Genomic DNA, 22350 nt, shown 5'->3' with positions numbered 1-22350 from the left:
TCAGGTCAGGTCGGCGAGCCGGACCCGGGCGCGGGCCGCGAGGTCGGTCGACCCGTAGTGGACGACGAGGGCGACGGCCACGAGCCCGACCAGCACGGCGTAGGTACCGTAGCCGGCGGGGGTCCGCAGCACCTCGACGCCGGCGAGGAAGTACGTGGCGGCGGGGTTGACGCTGGCGTGGTAGAGCCACGGGACCAGCAGGCTCCCGGTGGCGTTGTAGAGCCAGCCCAGCACCACCGCGGTGGCGAGCACGCCGGCCGCGTACGGGAGCATCGGCACGCCGGCCTGCGAACTCCCCGGTACGAAGAACAGGGGGACGTGCCAGACGAACCAGACGACGCCGACGAGCAGGCTGGCGCCGAGCGCGGAGACGCCGTCCTGGAGGGCTGGCTGGGCGAACCCACGCCACCCGAGTTCCTCCTGCCCGCCACCGAGGAAGAACGTCAGTACGAGGCCGAGACCGAACGTCCACACGGGGACGAGTTCGTCGAGCGCGTAGGTCCCACCGAAGGCGGTGACGTAGACGACGCTCGAGACGACGATGAGCAGCGGCGGCAGGAGCACGGCGAGGACGTACCAGCGCACGGGGATACGGTAGTGGAGGTTCGAGCGGAGCCACGTCCGGACGCTGCGCCCCGTCAGCCGCAGGGCGAGCAGGGCGCCGACGAACGGGCCGAACCCGCCGAGCATGATGAGCGGCACCGTCGCCGACGACGGGACCACCGCGAACAGTAACAGGGTCCACAGCCCCCACGAGAACGCGAGCGTCCCGACGACGAAGACGCCGAACACTCGCCAGTGTCCCGTCACCGACGACTCGCGCACGTCGGTGACGACCGTTCCACCCTCGATGCCGGTCTCGGGGCTCATGTCTCTCGACAGGCGATACAGGTGGATATCCACCGCCGGTCGTTCCTACCCGCCGAGAACGGCGTCGAGCCCCCACCTCGGTCCGTTCACTCCCCGTCGCCGAACCCGACCCGCGCGGCGTCCGCGGCACACCGCTCCGTGGCCGCCTCGAGGTCGAACGTCCCCACGACCTCGCCGTCCTCGACGACCGGTTCCAGCAGGGGTTCGCCCTCGACCGCGGTCCCCTCGAGCGCCACGGCGTGCCCGCCGTCGGGCGTCCGGTACACCTGCTTCGTCCCCGAGAGCTTCCCTCGCTTGGCGGCGGGTTCGCTCTCGACCTCGACGATGTCCAGCGAGAAGTCCACGGGGTCCGCGTTCGAGATGTACGAGCCGACGCCGAACCCCTCGACCACGTCCCGGAGCTGACGGATCTCGCTCGGCCCCAGTCCCCCCGAGACGAAGATGCCCACGTCCTCGTGTCCTCGCACGTCGAGCTCCCAGCGGACCTCGCGGGCGATGTGGCGGAAGTCGCCGCGCCGCGACCCGGTGGTGTCCAGCCGGACGCTGTCGAGGTCGATGGCCTCCGCGGCCCGGATGGCCTCGTCGACCTCGTCGGTGTAGGTGTCGACGAGCGCGACCCGCGGCACCTCGGGTGCGACGGCCTCGTCGAACGCCTGCCACGCGTCCTCCTGGTGACCGTTCCCGAAGGAGATGACCAGCGCGTGGGGCATCGTCCCGCCAGGTTCGCGGTCGATGACCTCGCCGGCGGCGACGTGTGAGAAGCCACTCACGCCGCCGACGAGCGCGGAGCGCTCCAGCGCGGCCGTCGCCGCCGGGTGGACGTGCCGGGCGCCGAAACTGAGGACGCTGGCCTCGTCGCCGGCGGCCGTGACCGCCTCGAGTGCGGCGGTGGCCTGCGCGGAGGCGCCGGAGAGGAACCCCAGCAGGGAGGTCTCGTAGCGGGCGAACTCGCGGTACGACCCCTCGATTCGCATCACGGGTCCGCCGTCGAACAGCGTCCCCTCGGGGAGCGCGTGGACGTCGATGTCGAGCCCCTCGAACAGCGCCACGGCGTCCTTCAGGCCGGCGAGCACCTCCCAGTCACCGGTCCCGAACTGGTCTGCGGTCACGTCGCAGACGACGTGCGGGTTCCGGCCGGCGTGGTCGAGTGCCTCCTCCGTCCGGAGGAAGTAGGCGTCGGTCGCCCGGCCCTCGCGGATGGCCTCGCTCCCGACGATGTCGAACTCCATACCGCCCGTCCGTCGGGCGCGTCGAAAAAGCCCCCTCTTCCCGTTCAGCCGTCGAACTCGGCCACCTCGGGCGAGAAGGTGGCCTCGTCGATCTCGTCGCCACGGCTGGCGTGGTAGGCCGCCGCGTACCGCTTCAGTTTCCGGTAGAGGATGTAGCCGAACACGCCGTCGAAGACGACGACGAACCCGAAGAACGCCACGATGGGGGCGACGCCGAACAGGGCGTTGGCGACACCGGGGACGATGCTCACCAGCGAGTTGTACGTGGCGTGGATGAGCGAGGCGATGAGCAGTCCCTTCACGACGATGGGGCCGGAGCGGTCGGGGTTGAACTTCGCGAGCCCGAGGTAGTAGCCAGCGAACGCGGAGTAGATGACGTGGCCCGGCCCGGCGAGCGCCCGGAGCGCCGTGATGCCAGCGCCCATCCCGATGAGTTCGCCGACGCCGCCCCCGCCGACCACCTGCCCGCTCATGGTGAGGCCACGGGAGATGTAGAGCGCGTTCTCGATGGTGGCGAACCCGAGCCCGGCGGCGGCCCCGTACACCGCACCGTCGATGACGGCGTCGAAGCTCTCGTGGCGGTAGGGGAGCAGGCGGACCGCGAGTAACTTGACCGTCTCCTCGACGGGCCCGACGACGAGGAAGAAGAAGAGGAACAGGCCGACGATGGGGACCCCCTGTAGCCCGCCCAGCGTGGTGTTCACGACGGCGGCGAAGCCGGCGAACAGGATACCGAGCACGAACGTGCCGACGACGAGTTCCAGCGGTTCGGAACTGGTCACGTCCGCGCTGTAGACGTACGCGAACAGGGCCAGCGCCGGCACCACCGAGAGTGCGACGAGTGCGACGGCACCGGGCTGCGTGGAGAACAGCGCGCCGATGCCACCCAGTACGAACTGGGCGAGGATGATGAGGAGCGCCACCAGCACGAACACGACCCGACCGAGTGTCAGCGCCCCGTTGTAGATGCCGACCGAGAGGCGGTCGATGGTGGTGCGTGGCTCCCACGTCGAGACGTCGTAGAGGTCGAGTCCGTCGTCGGCCCGGGCTTCGACCGGGTCGCGTTCCATACCCTGCTCTACTCGTGGAGGGTCCCTAACCGTTTGGCCTGCCCGCTCAGCGGTACCCCTCGGTCAGCGACTCGACGTACTTCGCCACCACGTCGACCTCGAGGTGGACCGGGTCGCCAGCCGCCTTCGCCGCGAGGTTCGTCAGCCGGTAGGTCTCCGGGATGATGGCCACGTCGAACTCCCCGTCCCGGAGGTCGGCGACGGTGAGCGAGATGCCGTCCACGCAGATGGAGCCCTTCGGGACGACGTAGCGGCCCATCGACTCGGGCAGCGAGAAGGTGAACGTCCAGTCACCGTCGTACTCGCTTCGCTCGTACGACGAGCCCCCGCTCGCTTCGCTCGCGGGGACGTCCCCCACCTGCTCCACGTCGACCACCTCGGCCGTGCCGTCGACGTGCCCCTGCACGAAGTGGCCGTCGAACCGACCGTCGGCCGGCAGCGCCCGCTCGAGGTTGACGACGTCACCGACCGCCACCTCCCCCAGATACGTCTTCTCGACGGTCTCGCGGGAGAGGAACAGCTCGAACGTCTCGCTGTCGAAGTCCTCGACCGTGAGGCAGGCCCCCGACACCGCCACGGACTGCCCGACCTCGAGTTCGTCCGCGAACGACGCTTGCACTCGCAGGCGCAACCCGCCCTCGGTCTCCTCGCGACGCACGACCTCGCCCGTCTCCTCGACGATGCCGGTGAACATACGCCGGCTACGTCCGTCGGTTTCAAGAGCGTTACCGTTCCCAGTTCTGGAACGAGGCGGACACCGCACGGCTTTTCGCTCGTGGCGGCCAACGCCGTCGCGTGAGCAGTATCACGGGCCTGTTCGGCCTCGCCATCACGCTGGCGTTCGCCCTCCCCGTCGCCCTGCTGGGCCTGCAGTTCCTCGGCGACGGGAACACGACCGTCGGCGCCGGCTTCCTCGCTATCGCGGCGCTGATGGTGCTCATCAACGAGTACGTGGCGTCGCCCGGCGACCTGCCGGGGATGCTGGCGGGGAAGGTGGTCGGGACGGTGGCCAAGGACCCGGAGGCCGAGACCGACGAGGAGTAGGGGAGCGCGGGCTCAGTCGTCGGCGCCGGGCGCCTTCGCCTCCGCCTCGACGTCCATCGGCTCCTGACACTCCTCGACCATCTCCTGGAGCGTCTTGTCGGTGAGTTCGTTGTACAGCAACACGTCGATGGGGAGCGTGGGCGCCCCGTCGACGAGGTCCTCGAGCAGGACGAGCCGCTCGCGGGCACGGGACATCCCGACGTAGAAGACGCGTCGCTCGTTGTCGGTCAGCGTGGGGACGGGGTCGGCGTTCTTCGTGAACTCGGTGACGCCGGCGACGTTCTCCGGGTCGGGGTGGGTGGCGGCCATCTGCTCGACCACCTTCTCGGTCAGGTCGGTGGCGACGAACACGTGGTCGGCCTCGCGACCCTTCGCCGAGTGGATGGTGCCCACCCGCACCCGGTTGGGGTCCATCCCCCGGTACTCGCCCTTGAAGTACGCCTTCACCGAGCGCTCCTGGAAGTTCGAGACGCGGCTGAGCATGTCCGCGGCGCTGGCCGGCGACGGGGCGAACGGCGCGTACTCCCGCACCTCGTCGTGGCTCAGTTCGAGTTCCTCGAGGTCGTCGATGCCCGTCTCCTCCTTCAGGTCGTCCAGCGCGTCGAACAGGTCGTCGCGCTCGTTCGTGCCGAACGCGGACTCGGCGAGCATCTCGGCCAGCCGGCGGGCCTCCAGTCCCGTCACCGGCTGTTCCTCGTCGAGTTTCTCGATGGCCCTGATGTACCCCTGCAGGCGGTCGGTCCAGAGCCGCGTGTCCGTCAGCGAGACGAACGGGATCCCCTGGGAGACGAACTCGTCGACGAACTGGAACATCTGGTACCGCGCACGGAACAGGACCATCACGCTCGCGTCCTCGTCTTCCTCGACCGTGGCGCGGATGTTCCGGACGAGTTCGAGCATCGACGGGCTCCGGACGGCCTCCACCCGCCCGCCCTCCTTCCGGGGCTTGAGGTCCTTCTCCTGTCGCTTCTCGATGTGCCGTATCTCCCGGTTGACGACGTTCAGGATGCGCGAGGGGAGGCGGTAGGAGTTCGGCAGCACCTCGTCGATGTCGACCCGCTCGTCCAGCAGGAGGTTGGGGTCGGCGCCCTGCCACGCGTAGACGACCTGGTCGTCGTCGCCGGCGATGAACACCGTGTCCATGTGCGGGCGCCACTCCTCGTAGACGGCGTACTGGAGCGTGGTGATGTCCTGGAACTCGTCGATGACGAGGTGGTTCACGTTCGGCAGGAGCGAGCGCTGCTGGACCCGTTCGAGCATGTCGGCGAAGCCGACGACCCCCTGCTCGCCCTTGTAGGCCCGCCACGCACGGATGACCTCGGGGACGTCGATGCGGTCGTCGTCGCTCGGCCACGTCGGCGTGTACTTGTTGCCGGTCTGGGCGTTCGGGTCGATGTCCGGCGGCAGGCGGACCTCCTCCTCGTTCCACTGGAAGGGGACGTCGTACCAGTCGGCCACGTCGCGGCGGGTCCGCTGGAGCCACTGACTGGTGGCGATGATCTTGTTGCCGATGGTCGTCGAGCGCGAGGAGCGGCGGCGCGAGCCCTCGTACTCGTCCTCGAACTCGATGCCGTAGTCGTCGCAGAACTCCTCCTTGTGTTTCTCGCCGACGACGTCGCCACGCGAGAGGTTCAGCAGTTCGTACGCCTTCGCGTGCATCGTACAGACGTTGCCCTTCAACGACTTGGGCGAGCGGTCGAGTCGCTCGGCGAGTCGCTCGCGGATCTCCTGTGCGGCCGCACGGGTGTACGAGACGACGAGGATGTCCCGCACGTCGACGCCATCGTCCAGCAGGTCGTCCACGCGGTCGAGGAGGGCGGTCGTCTTCCCGCTGCCGGGACCACCGAACAGGCGGGTGACTTCCGGGTCGGTCATTGTCCTGTGCAAGGGCCGGTCCCTCATAACGCTGTTCGATGCCGCTCGCCCCTCGAGGGGACCCACAACGGGTGCTCAGCCGGGACTCACCGGTCGGCGTCGTGGCAACCGCCGACGGGCCTGTCGGTCGACGTCGTGGCAACCGCCGACGGCCCACGACCCGGACCGTGAGTGCTTTCCGCCGACCGGGTGAACCGCCAGCCGTGACGCCCGTCGACCTCGCTGGCTTCCCGCTCCAGACCCTCCCGCCGCTCTCGGCGCCACCGGTCGTCTACGCGCTCTGTCTCCTCACCGCCGTCCTCTGGGGGTTCGGTCCCATCCTCGACAAACGGGGGATGGACGACGGGGGCGGGACGCTGCAGGCGTCCCTCGTCGTCGTCCTCGTCGACTCGGCGCTCTACTGGCTGGCGCTCGCCGGACTCGCCCTGTTCACGGGTTCGGCCCCGTTCGCCGCCATCACGCCGCTCGCGGCGGGTATCTTCCTCGGGGCCGGCTTCGTCGGGACCGCGCTCGGCCGGCTCGCCGTCTTCGCCGGCGTCCGTCGCGTCGGGGCCTCCATCAACTCCGCGGCCATCGCGTCGCGGCCGCTGTTCGCCACCCTCCTCGCGGTGTCGCTCCTCGACGAGGCCGTCTCGCTCGGCACCGTCGCCGGCATCGTCGTCCTCGTCGGCGGCCTCGCGGCCCTCTCGCTCTCGCGGGGCGGCGACATCGGCGGCTGGGAGCGCAGGCACCTCGCGTACCCGGTGGTCGCCGCCGTCTTCTTCGCGGCGGGGAACGTCGCCCGGCGCTACGGGCTGGAACTCACCGAGACGACGGCGCTCGAGGCAGTCGCGCTGAACGAGACGGCCGCGCTGGTGGCCCTGCTCGCGTACGCGGCGACGGTGAGCGACGCCGACCGCCGGGAACTCCTCTCGGCACCTCGGCGGACCTACGCGTACTTCACGGCGAGCGGGGTGCTGACGGCCGTCGCGTTGCTGGCGATGTTCGCGGCGCTCGCGCACCCGGCCGGTCGGGTCGCCATCGTGGACCCCCTCGTCGCGACGGCGCCGCTGTTCACGGCGCTGTTCGCGGCGGTGCTCCTCCGGGACGTGGAGCGGGTGACGCCGGGCGTCGTCGTGGGCGCAGCGCTCGTGGTGGTGGGCGCGGCGCTGGTCACGCTCGGCTGAGAGTGTGAGAAACCGATGAGTGACGACCGACTACGGTTCCCAGCCGCAGACGGTGCAGGCCACCGCGTCGAGGCCGTGGAGCCCCATGCACTCAGGACAGCGCTTCTTGTTATAGTCTCGCTCCCAGCCAGCCGATTCGGTCTCGTGGCCACGCTCGGAGAGGAACTCGTCGAAGATGTCTTGATTCGCGGTCGCCATACACGATGGCCTATGACAGCGGTTGTCATAAGCCTGTGGTACCCGGCAGCATGAGAAAGTTACGCACGGGTGACGTATCGACCGTCGTGAACGTCTCTAGAGGTCGTACAGGTCGCCGAACTTCTCCCGCGCGTACTCGAGGAAGTAGTCCGCCGTGAGCCGTTCGCCCGTCGCCACCGCCACCAGTTCGTCGGCCTCGTAGCGCTGGCCGTGGCGGTGGACGTTGTCGGTCATCCACTCGCGCAGGCGGTCGAACTCGCGGTCGCTGATGCAGCCCTCCACGTCGAGGTCCTCGCGCATCGCGGCCGTGAGCTGTGCCGCCAGCACCGACCCCACCGTGTAGCTCGGGAACCCGCCGAACCGCGTCGTCCAGTGGATGTCCTGCAGGCAGCCCTCGGCGTCGTCGTCCGGGGTCACGCCGAGGTACTCGTCCATCAGTTCGTTCCAGCGGGCCGGCACCTCGTCGACGGAGAGGTCACCGTCGAGGTACTCGCGCTCCACGTCGTGACGCAGGAGGATGTGCATGTGGTAGGTGAGTTCGTCGGCCTCCACGCGGATGCGGTTCTCCGGGTAGATGCGGTTGGCCGCCTCGTAGGCCGTCTCGACGGTGAGGTCCTCGACACCCGAGAGGTGCTCCTGGAACGTGGGCAGGAACGCCTCCCAGAACGCCCGGGTGCGGCCGACGTGGTTCTCCCAGAACCGCGACTGGGACTCGTGGACCTCGAACCGGGCGCTCCCGAGCGGGACGCCGTACTCGTCCCGTGGCAGCCCGAGCTGGTAGGTCGCGTGGCCGAACTCGTGGATGGTCGCGGTCAGCGCGTCCAGCGGGTCCTCGGGCTTGTACCGGGTGGTGATGCGCGCGTCGAACTGCGTGCCCGAGGTGAACGGATGTGGCGAGGCGTCCAGCCGCCCACGGTCCCAGTCGTAGCCGAGGAAGTCGGCCACGGCCTCGTTCAGGGCCGCCTGCTCGGCCTCGGGGAAGGTCTGGCCCTCGAACGGGCGGGCGAGTTCGGTGCCGGACTCGCGGAGCGCGGCCACCAGCGGCGGCAGTTCCTCCCGCAGGGTGTCGAACACCCGCTCGACCGTCTCCAGCGGGAGGGTCGGCATGTTGTCCTCGTACAGCGTGGGGTAGGTGTCGGCCCTGGGGTCGATGTGTTCGGCTCGCTCGACGCGCAACTCCCGCAGTCGGTCGAGCGTGGGCGCGAACGCCTCGAAGTCGGCGTCAGCCTTCGCGTCCTGCCAGACCTGCTGGGCCTCGCTCGACGCTTCGGCGTGCCGCGAGACGAGGTCGGAGGGGACGCTCGTCGCCCGCTCGTGCTCCCGCCGAATCTCGCGGCACACCGCCCGCTGTTCGTCGGTGAGGTCGGCCGCCTCGCAGGCGTCGAGGAGCTCGCCCACCCGGTCCTCGGTGAGCAGGTCGTGGGTGGTCCCCGAGAGCGTCGAGAGCTGCTTCGCCCGGGCGGGGGACCCACCCTCGGGCATCGTGACCTGCTGGTCCCAGTTGAGCAGACCGGTCGCGTCCCGGAGGTAGGTGATGCGCTCGACGTGGTCGCGGAGGGCGGCGTAGGGGTCGTCCGTGTCGGCTGTCGCCATGGTTCACGACGGCGTGGGGCGACAATCAAAGCACGGGCCGGGGACGGGAGCTACAGATCGTAGAGGTCGCCGAACTTCGCGGTCGCGTACTCGACGAACGGGTCGGCGGAGAAGCCGCTGCCCGTCGCCTCCCTCACGAGGTCGTTCGTCTCGTAGCGCTGGCCGTGCGCGTGGACGTTCTCGGTCAGCCAGTCGTGGAGCGGGCCGAACTCGCCGTTCCGTATCTTCCCGTCGAGGTCGGCGATGTCGTCCTCGGCGGCGGCGAACAGCTGTGCCGCGAGGACGCTCCCGAGCGAGTACGTCGAGAAGTAGCCGAACGAGCCGTGCGACCAGTGGATGTCCTGCAGGCAGCCCTCGGCGTCGTCGTCGGGCGTGACACCGAGGTACTCCTCCATCTTCTCGTTCCAGACGGCGGGGACCTCCTCGACGTCGAGGTCACCCGCTAGCAGGTCACGCTCGATCTCGAACCGGAGGACGATGTGCATGTGGTAGGTGAGTTCGTCGGCCTCCACGCGGATGCGGTTCTCCGGGTAGATCTGGTTCGCCGCCTCGTACCCCGCCTGCGGCGTGACCTCGGTGCCGAGGTGGTCGTTCACGTCGTCGGTGACGAGGTCCCAGAACGCCCGCGAGCGGCCGACGTGGTTCTCCATCAGCCGGGACTGCGACTCGTGGACGGTCAGGCCGCGGTGCTGGCCGAGGGGGGAGCCGTAGTGCTCCTGCGGCAGCCCGAGCGTGTAGGTGGCGTGCCCGAACTCGTGGATGGTCGAGCCGATGGCACCCACCGGGTCCTCCTCGTCGAACCGTGTCGTCACGCGGGCGTCGAACTGCGTGCCGAGCGAGAACGGGTGCGGTGCCACGTCGATGCGGCCGCGGTCCCAGTCGTAGCCGAGCGTGTCGAGCAGCGACCGGCAGAGCGCCATCTGCGTGTCGTCGCTGTACGCGCCGTCGAAGGGGTCCGCGAGTTCGGTGTCGCTCGCCTTGATGTCGTCTATCAGCGGGACGAGTTCGTCACGCAGCGTCGTCAGCACGTCCTCGGCGACCGAGAGGTCGAGGTACGGCTCGTAGTCGGCGAACAGCACCGCGTACGGGTCGGCGTCCGGGTCGATGTGCTCGGCGTACTCGCGCTTGAGGTCGAGCAGGGTCTCGACCTTCGGCGCGAACGTGCTCCAGTCGGACTCGGCCTTCGCCTCCTTCCAGACGGGCAGGGCGTTCGAGGTCTCCTCGGAGATGCGCTCGACGAGGTCACGCGGGACCTTCGCGGCGCGGTCGTACTGCCGGCGGACCTCCCGGACCTCGGCGGCCTGCGGCTGGGGGAGCTCCGACTCGTCCAGTTCGTCGAGGCCGTCGGCGACCACGTCGTCGGTCAGCAGGTCGTGGTGGACCCCGGAGATGGTCGAGAGCTGCTTGGCCCGCGCGGGCGTCCCGTCGTCGGGCATCATCACCTCCTGGTCCCAGTTGAGGTAGCTACCGCCGTCGCTCAGGTACGTCACCCGGGCGAACTGCTCGAGGACCTCGTCGTACGCGTCGGGGAGTTGCCCCTGTTCCGTCGCCATACCGGTGTCTGTGACGCGAGCGGTAAGAATTGTGGCGATACCGGCGGTGCCGTGTGGTCACTCGCCGACGACGCAGGTCAGGCCACCGGCCGCGTCGACGACGAACACGGCGCCGTGGGCGAGGACGGGCGACCCGTCGACCCACTCGCCCACGTCGTAGGTCCAGTCGGTCGACCCGTCCCGCTTCGAGAGGGCGTAGAGGACGCCGTCGCGGGCGCCGACGTACACCCGCTCGGGGCCGAGCGCGGGGGCGCCGCGGACCGGTGTGCCGAGGTCGGCCCGCCAGTTCACCTCGCCGGTGCGCGAGACGGAACGAACCACCCCGCCAGCGTCGACGAAGACGGCGTTCCCGCCGAGCGCGGGGGCACCGTGGACCCGTCCGTTCCCGACACGCCACTGGACGGTCCCTCCGCTGTCCACCGAAACGAGCCCCCGGTCGGTGCCGACCAGCACCGACCCGCCACGCTCGACGAGGACCGGTGCGGTCGCTCGCTCACCCACCCTGGTCGACCAGCGCTCGCTCCCACGGCCGCGGTTCAACGACACCAGTCCACCACCAGTCGTGCTCGCGTAGATACTCGTGTCGACGGCGGGCACGGCCCGGACCGGTTCACCGAGGTCGGTCCGCCACAGCGTCTCGCCGCTCGGGGAGAGCGAGACGACGCGCGTCCCGACGCCGACGAAGGCCCGGCGGTAGCCGTAGCCGACGGAGCCGACTGGGCCGTCGAGGTCGCGCCGCCAGCGCGGGTCCGGCGGGAACCGGTCGACGTGTGCGGTCGGGGTGGTGTCCGGCCCCGGCGTGGGGGTGACGGTGAGGCGGCCGTCCGGCGGGTCGGCCACCGCCTCGGGGAGGCGTGGCATCAGCGCCGCCTCGCCGCGTCGGCTCCCGGCCAGCACCCCCCGGTCGGTGACGGCGGGTGATGCGGGTGCGTTCCCCTCGAACCCAAGCCCCCAGCGGTGGCTGGCGCCGTCCTGGAGCGTGTAGCCCTCGACGTACGAGGCGTGCTCGCCGCAGTAGACGCCGCGGGGACCGACGACGGGTTCGGGGAGCGTGTCCCGCCGGGCGAACGCCCGCCACGCCCGGTCACCACCCGTCCCGAACGAGGCCACCACGCCCGTCCCGGTCCCGACCCAGACGCGGCCGTCGCGGGCGCGGAGGTGCCCCACGGGCGGGCCGCGGACCGTCCGGCGCCAGCGCTCGGCGCCGTCGCCGTCGAGGGCGGCCACCTCGCTCCGGTAGCGTCCCGCGACGCCGTCCGCGTCGGTAGCGACGTAGAGTGCGTCGCCGACCGCCGGGGTCGGCCCGACGTCGACGTCGAACCGCTCGACGGTCTCGCCGTCCGTGGCGAACAGGCCCGCCCGGAGGGTACCGACCCAGACGCGCCCGGCGAAACGCCGTGGTATCGTGCTCACCCACGGCTCGTCGGGGAGGGTGACACGCCAGCGTTCGCTCCCGTCGGCCGCCTCTCGGGCCACGACACCGCCCGAGATGTCACCGACGACGACGGCCCCGTCGTGGACCCCGGCGCCGACCTTCGGCGTGTCGCGCTCCTCGCGGCGCCAGCGTTCGCTCCCGTCGGCCAGCGACAGCGCGACGGTCACGGGCGTCTCGGGGTCGCGCTGGCTCCCCGTCAGGACGAGGGCGCCGTCGGCCACCTGCGGGCGGTGTGGCCGCCGGACCGTCTCCGCGGTCCACCGCTCGGTGCCGTCGTCGAGCGAGCGCGCGTACACCCGGCCGTGTGGGTGGGCGAGGACGACCGTGTCGCCGGCGACGCGGAGCGGCGTCGCGTCGTTGAGGTTGGGCGTGAACAGGCTCTCGGGCGTCCCGACCCGCCAGCGCTCGCTTCCGTCCGGGTTCCGGGCGACCACGTCGCCCTCGAAGCCGGGCAGGACCACCGTCCCGTCGTCGGCGACGACCGGGGCGGCGACGAATCCCCCGTCGTGGCGACGCTCCCACCTGACGCGCCCCTCGGTGTCGTAGGCCCGGACGAGGCCGTCCTCGCGGGCGACGACGGGCCCGTCGGGCCCCACCGCGACCCGGAGCGCCGTCCCGAGGTCGACCGTCGCACGCCAGTGGGCCGTGGGGTCGACCTCGGGGCCGAGTTCGACCGTGCGACCGTGGTTCCGCGGACCGCCACGGGCGGTCGGCCACGGCCCCAGCAGGTCGCCGGCGCCGGGGCTGTCGGTCGGGGTCACCGGGTCGTCGGTCGGCGTGCCGGGCACGGGCGCCGGGGTGCCGAGGTCGGGGGTCGGCGTCCCGTCGGACTCGCTACACCCGGCGAGCCCGACACCGGCGCTCACGGCGGCCACGGAACGGAGGAGGGCGCGTCGCGTGCGGGGCGACTCGTCTGCCATGGCCGAGGGCTGTCGGTGGCGTGGTGTATGTCTTCGGGAGGGTCAGCGAACCGCTGTCGTCTACGGGCCGTCCGCGACGCCGCGGTAGACGCGGTAACACCGCTCCAGCACGTCGAGCGACACCGACTCCGTCTTCGTGTGTGCCTCGCCGGGTTCGGAGGCGCCGCAGACGACGCAGGCGGTCCCCGCCCCCGCCAGCCACCCCGCGTCGGTCGCGTGCGGCTTGAGGACGTGCTGCGGGGTCGCGTCGGCGTCGGTCTGCACCTCGCGGGCCACGTCCAGCACGCGGTCGGCGAACGCCTCGTCCGAACACGCCATCGGCGGGAGGTCCTGCTCGACGACCCACTCGACGCCCTCGACGGCCGCCTCGACCGACCCGATGTCGGCCCGGTCGCCGGGGACCGTCCGCTCGTCGATGGTCACCTCGCAGCGCTCGGGGACGACGTTCCACGCGCTCCCGCCGTCGATCTCGGTGACGACGAGGCTCCCCGCCACGCGCTCGCCGAACACCTCCGCTTCGGGTGGTGCGAGGTCACGGACGAGGTCGACGGCGTCGCAGGCCCGGTAGACGGCGTTGACGCCGGCTTCCGGCTCCGAGGCGTGGGCGGCGCTCCCGTGGGCGACGAGCGTCGAGGCCCGCCGCCCCTTGTGCGCGACGACCACGTCGGTGACGCCCGGCGCGGAGTAGTTCGTCGACCCCTCGGCGACGATGGCGTGGTCGGGGGCGAACCCCTCGTCGATGGCGTGGCGAGCGCCGACGCCGCCGACCTCCTCGCCGACGAAGGAGGCGAAGACGAGTTCCGTCCCCTCTGGCGGCGTGGCGTCGCGCAGGGCCAGCATCGCGGCCGCAACGGCGCCCTTCATGTCCGCAGCACCACGGCCGTAGATACGGCCGTCGCGTTCCTCGACGACGTAGCCGCCGTCGTCGGTCACCTGCGACTCGTCCGGGGGGACCACGTCGTGGTGGCCGACGAGCGCGAGCGAGCGGTCTCCCGCCCCCGTGCGGGCGAGGACGTTGCCCACGTCGTCACGTTCGACGCGGGCGTCGGTCTCCTCGCGGAGCCACGACTCGATGGCGTCGCCGGCGGCCGTCTCGTCCTCGTGGCTCGGGACCGAGACGAGGGCCGTCGTCAGGTCGGCCAGCTCCTCGCGCGTCGCGTCCGAGCGCTCCGACCGGTCGCTTCGGCGGGTCACGGCTGGGCCGCCCGGTCGGCCCCGGTGAGCAGTTCGTGGGCGTCCGTGACGAAGCCGTACTGGTCGACCTCGGCCATGGGGTCGTAGCTGACGATGAGACCGTGGTCCCCGGCGCCGACGTGCATGGCGATGGCCTCCTCGAACACGCGGGTGGTACAGAGCAGGTCGCCGGCGGAGTGGACCCGCTCGTAGTGGGCGTCACCCGGCCGGTCGAGGCTCATGTCGTTGATGACCTGCGCGGCCTTCGTCCGTGCCTCGTCGGCGTCGCCCCACGCCTCGCGGACGTCCTCGCGGAAGTGGAGCACGCCCCAGTCTATCTTCCCCCCGGTCGTCGAGTACCAGAACGCGAGTCTGAGTTCGTCCCCGAACGCCTCCCGACAGCGCGCCGTGAGCGTCCCCTCGGCCGTCTCGTCCATCGGCCGAACCTCCCGCCGAGCGCGTATAAGCCTGCCGTCGGCTCCGGTAGCGAGGCCGGTGGAGTTCCGTCCTCTCGCCCCATCACGCCCTTTAAAGGGCGGGCCACCCAATCGCAGGTATGGATATCGTCCCGGACACGAGCGCGGTCGTCGACGGCCGCGTGTCCGAACGACACGAGCGGGGCGACGGGGACCCCATCGAGACCGTCTACGTCCCCGAGGCGGTCGTGAGTGAGCTGGAGTCACAGGCCAACGAGGGCCGCGAGAGCGGCTGGGACGGCCTCTCGGAGCTGCGACGGCTCGCCGACCGCCACGACGCCGGCGACCTGACCGTCGAGTACGTCGGGCGACGCCCGACGAGCGACGAGATCGGCGCTGCCCACGAGGGTGACATCGACGCCGTCATCCGTGACGTGGCCGCCGAGTACGACGCCACCCTCCTCACCAGCGACGCCGTGCAGGCCGAGGTGGCCCGTGCGAAGGGTATCGCCGTCGAGTACGTGGAGGCCGAGGTGAGCGAGGTCGGCGAACTCGCCATCGAATCGTTCCTCGACGAGACGACGATGAGCCTCCACCTGAAGACCGGCGTCGGCCCGATGGCGAAGCGGGGGGACATCGGCGATATGCACTACGAGACCATCCGCGAGGAACCCGCCACGGAGGCCGAGATGAAGGAGTGGGCCCACGACATCGAGGAGTCCACCCGGCGCTCCCCCGACGGGTTCGTCGAACTCGACCAGCCGGGGATGCGCATCATCCAGTTCCGCGACATGCGCATCGCCATCGCTCGGCCCCCCTTCTCGGACGGCATCGAGATAACGGCCGTCCGGCCCATCGTCAAGACGGACCTCGACGACTACCAGATGGCCGACGAACTCCGCGACCGGGTGGCCGAACAGCAGCGCGGCGTCCTCATCTCCGGCGCGCCCGGCGCCGGGAAGTCCACGTTCGCGCAGGCCATCGCCGAGTTCCTCGCGGACTCCGACTACGCGGTCAAGACGATGGAGAAACCGCGCGACCTGCAGGTCGGCCCGAACATCACCCAGTACACGGAACTCGGCGGGTCGATGGAGAACACCGCCGACTCCCTGCTGATGGTCCGGCCGGACTACACCATCTACGACGAGGTCCGCAAGACCAGCGACTTCCGAACGTTCGCCGACATGCGCCTCGCCGGCGTCGGGATGATCGGCGTCGTCCACGCGACCCGCGCCATCGACGCCCTCCAGCGACTCGTCGGCCGGGTCGAACTCGGGATGATCCCGCAGGTCGTCGACACCGTCGTCTACATCGAGGCCGGCCAGGTCCACACCGTCTACGACGTCACGACCGAGGTGAAGGTCCCCCACGGGCTGATGCAGGAGGACCTCGCGCGCCCGGTCGTCGTCATCTCGGAGTTCGAGACCGGCGAACCCGCCTACGAGATATACACGTTCAACCGGCAGGTCGTCACCGTGCCGCTGCACGACGACGAGGGCGGACCGGCCGACTCGGGCGTCGACCGCCTCGCGAAGAACGAGATCGAGCGCGAGATCAAGTCCGTCGCCCGCGGCAAGGTCGACGTGGAACTGAAAGGGGGGAACACCGCCGTCGTCTACGTCGAGGAGGGTGACATCTCCTACGTCATCGGGAAAGGTGGCGGCCGCATCACCGACATCGAGGACCGACTCGGCATCGACATCGACGTGCGGACGTTCGACGAGCACCCCGGCCGGCGTGCGGGTGGCGGGGGCGGTGGCTCCGCCGGCGGGTCCGGTGGCAGCGCCCCGTCGGGCCAGATCGTCACGCCCGAGATAACCTCGCGACACGTCATCGTCCCGTTCGAGGGCCACTCCGGCGAGACCGTCGAGGTCCGGGCCGGCGGCGAGTACCTGTTCACCGCGACGGTCTCCCGCGGCGGCGAGATCCAGGTCTCGCGCGGGTCGGCCATCGCCGAGGAACTGGAGGACGCCATCGACCGGGGTCGGCAGATCACCGTCGCACCGCAGTAGCCCAGCGGTCAGCCGCGTTCAGCCGGTCCGCCGGTAGATGGTCCACGTCTCGGTCGTCTCGAACGGCTCGTAGTTCTCGTTCAGGTACGCGACGAGGATGGCCTTCTGCTCCCTGAAGTAGAGGTCCTTGTCGCCGTAGATGTGGCCGTCGGGGGCGACGTGGTTGTTCCGGACCACGAGGTACGGCGCCTGTTGTTCGTCCACGTCGGCGACCATCTCCTTCCGTGTCGCCTCGTCGTAGACGGTGGCGAACGTGGCCACGGGGGTGATGCTGTCGTTGTGGTAGTAGAGCATCGACTGCGGGGACGGGTAGGTGAACACGGCGCCGTCGTGGACGTACGCGGCGACCTCGTCGACCTTCGCCTTCTCGCCGTCGATGTCGTGGGCGAGGCGGTTGTTGGCGTAGTAGACGTTGAAGCCGGCGCTCACCGCGCTCAGCAGCACGAACCCGGCCAGCACCACCGCCAGGAGGGAGATGGAGCCGGAGCCGGGGGTCCCGCGCCGGGGTGCCGAGGTCAGCGAGAGCGAGCCGTCGGGCGTGGCGAACGCCGCGTAGGCGCGCTGGAGCCCGATGGCGGCCAGCAGTCCGACTGCGGGGAAACTGAACAGGAGCTTGTGGTCGCCCACGAAGCTCGTCGCACCGGGGTAGCCGATGAACAGCGCCCAGCAGGCGACGAACAGGACGTCGGCGCTCCCGTGTCGCTCGACGGTCCCCTTCAGGACCCGGTAGCCCTCCTGGGCGATGACCGCGACGGCCAGCAGCCAGATGGGCGCGAGGCTCACGGCCGCGACGATGTGGCCGTAGAGGTGGAACGGCGGGCTGTACGACGTGGCCGGCAGGTAGAACGAGTAGTAGAACAGCTCGTAGAGCAGGCCGTTCACCCAGAAGTACGCCGCGGTCACGCCGATGGGGACGAGGAACCCCGCGCCGATGGTGAGGAACCGCTCGGCCGTCCCGACGAGGTACTCGCGGGTCCGGTTGGCCGGGTCACGCACCAGGAGCGCGCGGAAGACGATGAACGCCAGCCCGAACAGGAAGACGGTCTGGTTGAACAGCACGCCCACCGCGAGGGAGGCGCCTGCGACGGCATCGTACGACCGTCGGTCGGAGAGCAACAGCAGCGCCGCGAGGGCGATGGTGAGGTTCGAGTACGGCTCGGTGATGAAGAAGTACCCGTCGAAGTGGGGCATGTACGTCGCCAGCAGGTAGAGGAGGCTCGCGACCATCCCGACCGTGCGAGTGGCGATCTTCCGACCGACGAGGTAGACGAGCACGCCCGTCACCGCGACGGTGAGGAACGTGACGATGCGCATCAGGAAGTGCGGGTACTCCGTGACGTACTCCGCGAGGTACGCGAGGAAGTAGATCCCCGGCGGCTTGTGGTCCGCGATGCCGGTGAACGGCAGGATGCCGTTGGCCCACTGGTCGCCGATGACGAGGAACAGTGCCTCGTCGAAGTGCAGCGGCATCCGGAAGAACACGAGCGGTAACACGCCGGCGAACAGGACGAACAGCGCGACGTAGAGTCTCGTCGCGTTCGCCTTCATCAGTCCGAGTACCGCCGCAGTCCGTGACCCCGTCACGACTCCCCCCCGTCCCGACCCCGGTCTTCGTCGACCCAGTACGATAGACTGTTCATACAAACGACACTGTCCGGAAGGCGGCTTCGTTACTCGGGCAATACCGGGAATTAAGAACCGATTAGTGGTGACTCGCGTGTGGCCAGGAGAACAGGTGGGGACGCGCCCCCGCGCGATTCGAACCGGAATCCTTTTTTGAGTCACCGGCCTCGTTGAGGCTGCGCCGCCTTAGCTCAGCCTGGGAGAGCACTCGACTGAAGATCGGGCTGTCCCCCGTTCAAATCGGGGAGGCGGCATCCTGCTGCCACACGATTCTCGTTCGAAGAGCTTCCGCACTCGACTGAATATCGGGCTGTCCCCGACGCTTGCTGTCCGACTCAGCGCACGTCGCTCCGGTACGTCGCCGCGCTGTAGGCGACGATGGCCAGCGTCACGATTCCGAACAGAGCCGTGTCGACGGTCCAGCCACCCACCTCGTACAGCGCGTACGTCGTGGTCCCGACGACGAACGTGACGAGCGCGTGTTTCCACCGGAGCGCGACGAGTCGCGTGACCGGGTTCCGATCGGCCGCGGCCGAGGAGGGTGTGGCACTGTTGGACATACTCACACCACCGTCCCGCCCCTCGTAACGTTTTGGGACAGTCTCATTACCGGCGCGGGTGTCTCGGGAGCAATGGCGGACACGACGGAGGCGTGGTCGAGTCGGGTGCTGTCGCTCTACCCGACCAGCGAACCGCCGGCGCCGGCCCTCGACACCGCCGGCGAGCGCGGCGTTCTCTGGGACCGGGGGCTCGCGGCGCTGTTCGACCTGCTCGTCTGTCTGTTCGTCGTCGAGGCGCCGCTCGTGTTCGCCCTCGACACGCTCACCGCGGGGCTGTTCGGGGAGTCGCCGCTGTTCCTGCCCGTCACCCTGCTCGCCCTCGGGCCCCTCGTGGTCACCTACTCGTTCGCCTTCGAGTGGCGCTACGCCCGCACGCCGGGGAAGGTGTGGCGCGGTCTCGTCACGGTCACCGACGACGGTGAGCCGTGCCCGGCGCTCGCAGCGGCGACCCGGAACCTCCTGCGCTACGTCGACTACCTCGGGGTACCCCCGCTCGTGGTCGGTCTCGCCAGTGCGCTCCTCTCGAGTCGTGGGAGACGGGTGGGCGACCGGGTCGCCCGGACCGTCGTCGTCAGGATCCGGTGACCGCGACCGCTAGCCGCCGTACTTCTTCCGCCGAACGGCGGTCGAGGAGCCGACCTGCCGGCCGGTCCCCGGGTCGAACAGCATCACCTGCTCCGGGTCGACGTCGAGGCCGTAGTCGGCCTTCTCGCCCTCGAAGTCGGCGTGGGTGACGACGGTCACCTCGCCGAACTCGGTCTCGAAGAAACTGTGGGTGGCGTCCCCGAGTGGCTCGTCGAGCAGGTGGGTCGCCGGGATACCGCTGTCCGCGTCGACCACCTCGATGTACTGGGGCCGTACGCCGAGGCGGATGGGGTCGCCGACGTGCTCGTCGAGTTCGCCGCTCGGCCGCTCGATGGTGTACGCGTGCTCGCCGACCGTGACGACGTACTCGTCGTCGGTCTCGCCCGCAGCCACCTCGGCGTCGAACAGCTGGGTCGTCGGCTGGCCGATGAAGCTCGCGACGAACTCCGTCGCCGGGTCGTCGTACACCGCCTTCGGCTTGCCGACCTGCTCCAGGTTCCCGTCGTTCATCACCGCGACGCGGTCCGAGAGCGTCATCGCCTCCTCCTGGTCGTGGGTGACGTACAGCACCGGACAGCCGATCTGTTCGGTCACCTGCTCCACGACCGGCCGGAGTTCGCGCTTCAACTTCGCGTCGAGGTCGCTCATCGGCTCGTCGAAGAGGAACACCGTCGGGTCACGCACCAGCGAACGGCCCAGCGCCACGCGCTGTTGCTGGCCGCCCGAGAGGCTCGCGGGACTCTTGTCCAGCTGGTCGGTTATCTGGAGCAACTCGGCGGCGTCCTGCACCTTCTCGTAGCGCCTGGACTTCGGCTCCCCCGCGATCTTCAGCCCGTAGGCCATGTTGTCCCGCACGCTCATGTGCGGGTAGAGCGCGATGTCCTGGAACAGTAGGGCGATGTCGCGCTGCTGTGGCGGGAGGTCCGTCACGTCCCGGTCGCCGAAGGTGATGGTCCCGCCGGTGGGGGTGTCGAGTCCGGACACACACCGGAGCGTCGTCGTCTTCCCACAGCCGGAGGGACCGACGAGCGTGACGAACTCGCCGTCCTCGATGGTCAGGTCGATACCGTCGACGGCGACGACCTGCTCGCCGCCGTCGCCGAACACCCGCGTTACGTCGTCTAGCTGGACTGTCATAGTGAGCGAATCTGGAAGCCTTTCAGCAGGTAACTCTGCAGGAAATACGCGAACAGCAGGGGCGGTACCGTCGTCAGCATGGACGCGGCGAGTGCGTCGCCCCACGGGGCACCGTACCCCTGGTTGATGAGCCGGAAGATGCCCGGCGCGAACGTCGTCGCCTCGTTGCGCGGCAGGAGGATCTGCGCGAACGTGAAGTCGTTCCACGCCAGCGCGAACGCGAACAGCGCCGCCGCGATGATGGCCGGCTGGGTCTGCGGGACGATGATGTCCCGGAACGACTCCCAGCGCGAGGCGCCGGCGACCCACGCCGACTCCTCCATCGCCTCGGGGATGGTCTGGATGTACTTCCACATCAGCCACACCGAGAACGGCATCGAGATGGCCGTCAGCGCGATGATGAGCCCGACGCGCGTGTTCAGCAGCCCGATCTCCTTCCAGATGAGGTACAGCGGCAGCCCCAGCACGATGGGACTGAACATGTACCCGAACAGGAGGAAGCGGGCGAAGTTCTCCTTGTGCCCGAAGTTCAGGCGGGCGAGGCCGTACCCCGCGACGAGCGACACCGCGACCACGCAGATGATGGTCCCGAGTGTCACCACCGCGCTGTTGAACAGGTAGAGGCCGACGTCCGTCCCCAGCAACACGTCGTAGTGCTCCAGCGTGAACGTCTCCGCGCTGGGGACCCACGAGACGGCACGGCGTGCCTCGCGGGTCTTCAGCGAACTCTGGAGCATCCAGTAGATGGGGAACATGATCAGGACGAAGAACATCGCCGCGCTGGCGACCAGCGTGCCCTGATACAGTCTGTCGGCGGTCCGGAAGTCGACGCCGAACACGCCGCGGATGTCGTCGTGGTCGGTGTCGGTGCTCACGTCTCCACCTCGTCGCCCGGGTTGAACATCTTGAAGTAGGTGATCCCGCCCAGCGCGAGGAACAGGAACATGACCACGGCCATCGCGTTCGAGACGCCGTAGTTGCTCGCCTCGAACGCCTCACGGTAGGCGAGCACGGGTAGCGTCGTCGTCGCGTAGCCGGGACCGCCCTGCGTCAGCGTCCAGATGAGGTCGAACTTGTTGAACATGAAGATCGACCGCAACAGGACGGCGACGAGGATGACACCCTGTATCCGGGGCAGGGTCACGTCGCGGAACATCTCCCACTTGTTCGCGCCACACACCTTCGCCGCCTCGTAGAACCGCTCCGGGATGGAACGGAGCTGTGCGAGGGTGAAGATGGTGATGAACACGGAGAACTTCCACGACCCGATGAGGACGACCAGCGGCATCGCGAGGTCCTTCTGTCCCAGCGCGAAGTCGTTGGGCCCCCAGATGCTCAGCCACTCGGAGCCGATGACGTGGAAGACGCCGTAGAACGTGTCGAACATGAACAGCGCGAGCAGCGTCACGACGATGGTCGGGATGAGGTACGACGTGAACACCACCGCGGTGATGATGCGCTGGCCGTGCGCGATGCGGTTGAGCGTCAGCGCCATCCACAGCCCGACGACGAGCTGGACGAGCGTGCTCCCGACCATGAACAGCACGCCGCGGACGAGCGACTCCCAGAACCCGCCCTGCGAGAGTGCGCTCAGCCCCTCGGTCGAGAGCGCGTCGACGAACGCCGGCAGGCTCCCGAGCACCTCGGCGTAGTTCCCGAGGCCGACCCACGTCCACTGCGGGTTCAACAGCGGTATCTCGTGGAACGAGGCCCACACCGCGAACCCGACCGGGATGATGGAGATGACGAGGTACAGCAGGATGACCGGGAGGATGGTCGCGATACCCAGCAGTGTCTCCGAGGAGACGGGCAGGCGATCCAGCGACAGCCCCGGCGTCTCGCCGCCCTCCAGCGTCTCGCTAGCCACGGCACCACCTCCGTGTCACTGGTT

20 protein-coding genes and 1 tRNA gene are annotated in these 22350 nt (G+C 69.6%); 5 read left to right on the top strand and 16 right to left on the bottom strand.

Features of this window, described 5'->3' with window-relative positions:
* From N0B31_RS13670 to N0B31_RS13655, 4 genes are all read right to left on the bottom strand, one after another.
* Positions 1–870 (bottom strand): CPBP family intramembrane glutamic endopeptidase, encoded by an 870-nt coding sequence (locus N0B31_RS13670; protein ID WP_260592182.1) that lies wholly within the window; start codon positions 868–870, stop codon positions 1–3.
* A gap of 86 nt (positions 871–956) precedes the next feature.
* Complete coding sequence (locus N0B31_RS13665; RefSeq protein WP_260592181.1) at positions 957–2099, bottom strand: nicotinate phosphoribosyltransferase; 1143 nt, start codon at positions 2097–2099, stop codon at positions 957–959.
* Positions 2100–2143: 44 nt separating this feature from the next.
* A complete protein-coding gene (locus N0B31_RS13660; RefSeq protein WP_260592180.1) occupies positions 2144–3169 on the bottom strand; it encodes a PrsW family intramembrane metalloprotease in 1026 nt (341 codons plus the stop codon).
* Positions 3170–3215: 46 nt separating this feature from the next.
* Positions 3216–3863 (bottom strand): riboflavin synthase, encoded by a 648-nt coding sequence (locus tag N0B31_RS13655; protein WP_260592179.1) that lies wholly within the window; start codon positions 3861–3863, stop codon positions 3216–3218.
* A gap of 101 nt (positions 3864–3964) precedes the next feature.
* Between N0B31_RS13655 and N0B31_RS13650 the strand changes: the two genes are divergently transcribed.
* Complete coding sequence (locus N0B31_RS13650) at positions 3965–4213, top strand: DUF7533 family protein (protein WP_260592178.1); 249 nt, start codon at positions 3965–3967, stop codon at positions 4211–4213.
* Positions 4214–4225: 12 nt separating this feature from the next.
* Here the strand turns inward: N0B31_RS13650 and N0B31_RS13645 are convergent, their stop codons facing one another.
* Positions 4226–6088, bottom strand: a complete 1863-nt coding sequence (locus N0B31_RS13645) for a UvrD-helicase domain-containing protein (protein WP_260592177.1) — start codon at positions 6086–6088, stop codon at positions 4226–4228.
* 203 nt (positions 6089–6291) lie between these two features.
* Here N0B31_RS13645 and N0B31_RS13640 point away from each other — a divergent pair, with 203 nt between their 5' ends.
* Positions 6292–7254 carry an EamA family transporter gene (locus N0B31_RS13640; protein ID WP_260592176.1) on the top strand — a complete coding sequence of 321 codons (963 nt, stop codon included), beginning with the start codon at positions 6292–6294 and terminating at the stop codon, positions 7252–7254.
* Positions 7255–7284: 30 nt separating this feature from the next.
* On the opposite strand, the gene N0B31_RS13635 is transcribed toward N0B31_RS13640, so the two are convergent.
* The 6 genes from N0B31_RS13635 to N0B31_RS13610 all read right to left on the bottom strand — a co-directional run bounded on the left by N0B31_RS13635 (position 7285) and on the right by N0B31_RS13610 (position 14563).
* Positions 7285–7452 carry an HVO_0416 family zinc finger protein gene (locus tag N0B31_RS13635; protein WP_260592175.1) on the bottom strand — a complete coding sequence of 56 codons (168 nt, stop codon included), beginning with the start codon at positions 7450–7452 and terminating at the stop codon, positions 7285–7287.
* A gap of 96 nt (positions 7453–7548) precedes the next feature.
* Positions 7549–9045, bottom strand: coding sequence for a carboxypeptidase M32 (locus tag N0B31_RS13630; RefSeq protein ID WP_260592174.1), 1497 nt, complete (start codon positions 9043–9045; stop codon positions 7549–7551).
* Between the two features lie 50 nt (positions 9046–9095).
* A complete protein-coding gene (locus N0B31_RS13625) occupies positions 9096–10598 on the bottom strand; it encodes a carboxypeptidase M32 (RefSeq protein WP_260592173.1) in 1503 nt (500 codons plus the stop codon).
* 57 nt (positions 10599–10655) lie between these two features.
* On the bottom strand, positions 10656–12953 hold the full coding sequence (locus tag N0B31_RS13620; protein ID WP_260592172.1) for an outer membrane protein assembly factor BamB family protein: 2298 nt from the start codon (positions 12951–12953) through the stop codon (positions 10656–10658).
* A 60-nt stretch (positions 12954–13013) separates the two neighbouring features.
* Positions 13014–14147 carry a M20 family metallopeptidase gene (locus tag N0B31_RS13615; RefSeq protein WP_260592171.1) on the bottom strand — a complete coding sequence of 378 codons (1134 nt, stop codon included), beginning with the start codon at positions 14145–14147 and terminating at the stop codon, positions 13014–13016.
* Positions 14144–14563: a DUF7522 family protein gene (locus N0B31_RS13610; RefSeq protein WP_260592170.1), complete on the bottom strand. Its 420-nt coding sequence runs from the start codon at positions 14561–14563 to the stop codon at positions 14144–14146. Before N0B31_RS13610 ends, N0B31_RS13615 begins: the two co-directional genes overlap by 4 nt.
* A gap of 119 nt (positions 14564–14682) precedes the next feature.
* Here N0B31_RS13610 and N0B31_RS13605 point away from each other — a divergent pair, with 119 nt between their 5' ends.
* Entirely contained in the window at positions 14683–16554 is a 1872-nt protein-coding gene (locus N0B31_RS13605; protein WP_260592169.1) for a PINc/VapC family ATPase, read from the top strand.
* Positions 16555–16572: 18 nt separating this feature from the next.
* On the opposite strand, the gene N0B31_RS13600 is transcribed toward N0B31_RS13605, so the two are convergent.
* On the bottom strand, positions 16573–18138 hold the full coding sequence (locus N0B31_RS13600; RefSeq protein WP_260592168.1) for an ArnT family glycosyltransferase: 1566 nt from the start codon (positions 18136–18138) through the stop codon (positions 16573–16575).
* A 219-nt stretch (positions 18139–18357) separates the two neighbouring features.
* Between N0B31_RS13600 and N0B31_RS13595 the strand changes: the two genes are divergently transcribed.
* Positions 18358–18431 (top strand) — tRNA-Phe (locus N0B31_RS13595).
* 81 nt (positions 18432–18512) lie between these two features.
* Here N0B31_RS13595 and N0B31_RS13590 read toward each other — a convergent pair.
* Entirely contained in the window at positions 18513–18737 is a 225-nt protein-coding gene (locus tag N0B31_RS13590) for a hypothetical protein (protein WP_260592167.1), read from the bottom strand.
* Between the two features lie 72 nt (positions 18738–18809).
* On the opposite strand from N0B31_RS13590, the gene N0B31_RS13585 reads away from it, so the two are divergent.
* Positions 18810–19322 carry an RDD family protein gene (locus N0B31_RS13585; RefSeq protein WP_260592166.1) on the top strand — a complete coding sequence of 171 codons (513 nt, stop codon included), beginning with the start codon at positions 18810–18812 and terminating at the stop codon, positions 19320–19322.
* 9 nt (positions 19323–19331) lie between these two features.
* On the opposite strand, the gene N0B31_RS13580 is transcribed toward N0B31_RS13585, so the two are convergent.
* From N0B31_RS13580 to N0B31_RS13570, 3 genes are read right to left on the bottom strand one after another with little or no spacing between them, the layout of a single operon-like run.
* The gene (locus N0B31_RS13580) at positions 19332–20459 is read right to left on the bottom strand and encodes an ABC transporter ATP-binding protein (protein ID WP_260592165.1); all 1128 of its coding nucleotides are present in this window, start codon (positions 20457–20459) and stop codon (positions 19332–19334) included.
* A complete protein-coding gene (locus N0B31_RS13575; RefSeq protein ID WP_260592164.1) occupies positions 20456–21334 on the bottom strand; it encodes a carbohydrate ABC transporter permease in 879 nt (292 codons plus the stop codon). The genes N0B31_RS13580 and N0B31_RS13575 overlap by 4 nt, the downstream gene beginning before the upstream one ends.
* The gene (locus N0B31_RS13570) at positions 21331–22326 is read right to left on the bottom strand and encodes a carbohydrate ABC transporter permease (protein WP_260592163.1); all 996 of its coding nucleotides are present in this window, start codon (positions 22324–22326) and stop codon (positions 21331–21333) included. Before N0B31_RS13570 ends, N0B31_RS13575 begins: the two co-directional genes overlap by 4 nt.
* Between the last annotated feature and the right edge of the window lie 24 nt (positions 22327–22350).

The sequence above is a fragment of the Salinirubellus salinus genome (assembly GCF_025231485.1).
Lineage (GTDB): Archaea > Halobacteriota > Halobacteria > Halobacteriales > Haloarculaceae > Salinirubellus > Salinirubellus salinus.
The sequence above is the reverse complement of the archived record's forward strand: the minus strand, read 5'-3'. Positions and strand labels throughout refer to the sequence as shown.

Bases quoted from the DNA above. Each gene is read 5' to 3' on its own strand.
- N0B31_RS13635 (WP_260592175.1), bottom strand. From the start codon at position 7,452: ATGGCGACCGCGAATCAAGACATCTTCGACGAGTTCCTCTCCGAGCGT.
- N0B31_RS13660 (WP_260592180.1), bottom strand. From the start codon at position 3,169: ATGGAACGCGACCCGGTCGAAGCCCGGGCCGACGACGGACTCGACCTC.
- N0B31_RS13580 (WP_260592165.1), bottom strand. From the start codon at position 20,459: ATGACAGTCCAGCTAGACGACGTAACGCGGGTGTTCGGCGACGGCGGC.
- N0B31_RS13605 (WP_260592169.1), top strand. From the start codon at position 14,683: ATGGATATCGTCCCGGACACGAGCGCGGTCGTCGACGGCCGCGTGTCC.
- N0B31_RS13610 (WP_260592170.1), bottom strand. From the start codon at position 14,563: ATGGACGAGACGGCCGAGGGGACGCTCACGGCGCGCTGTCGGGAGGCG.
- N0B31_RS13620 (WP_260592172.1), bottom strand. From the start codon at position 12,953: ATGGCAGACGAGTCGCCCCGCACGCGACGCGCCCTCCTCCGTTCCGTG.
- N0B31_RS13625 (WP_260592173.1), bottom strand. From the start codon at position 10,598: ATGGCGACGGAACAGGGGCAACTCCCCGACGCGTACGACGAGGTCCTC.
- N0B31_RS13630 (WP_260592174.1), bottom strand. From the start codon at position 9,045: ATGGCGACAGCCGACACGGACGACCCCTACGCCGCCCTCCGCGACCAC.
- N0B31_RS13665 (WP_260592181.1), bottom strand. From the start codon at position 2,099: ATGGAGTTCGACATCGTCGGGAGCGAGGCCATCCGCGAGGGCCGGGCG.
- N0B31_RS13670 (WP_260592182.1), bottom strand. From the start codon at position 870: ATGAGCCCCGAGACCGGCATCGAGGGTGGAACGGTCGTCACCGACGTG.
- N0B31_RS13645 (WP_260592177.1), bottom strand. From the start codon at position 6,088: ATGACCGACCCGGAAGTCACCCGCCTGTTCGGTGGTCCCGGCAGCGGG.
- N0B31_RS13585 (WP_260592166.1), top strand. From the start codon at position 18,810: ATGGCGGACACGACGGAGGCGTGGTCGAGTCGGGTGCTGTCGCTCTAC.
- N0B31_RS13590 (WP_260592167.1), bottom strand. From the start codon at position 18,737: ATGTCCAACAGTGCCACACCCTCCTCGGCCGCGGCCGATCGGAACCCG.
- N0B31_RS13655 (WP_260592179.1), bottom strand. From the start codon at position 3,863: ATGTTCACCGGCATCGTCGAGGAGACGGGCGAGGTCGTGCGTCGCGAG.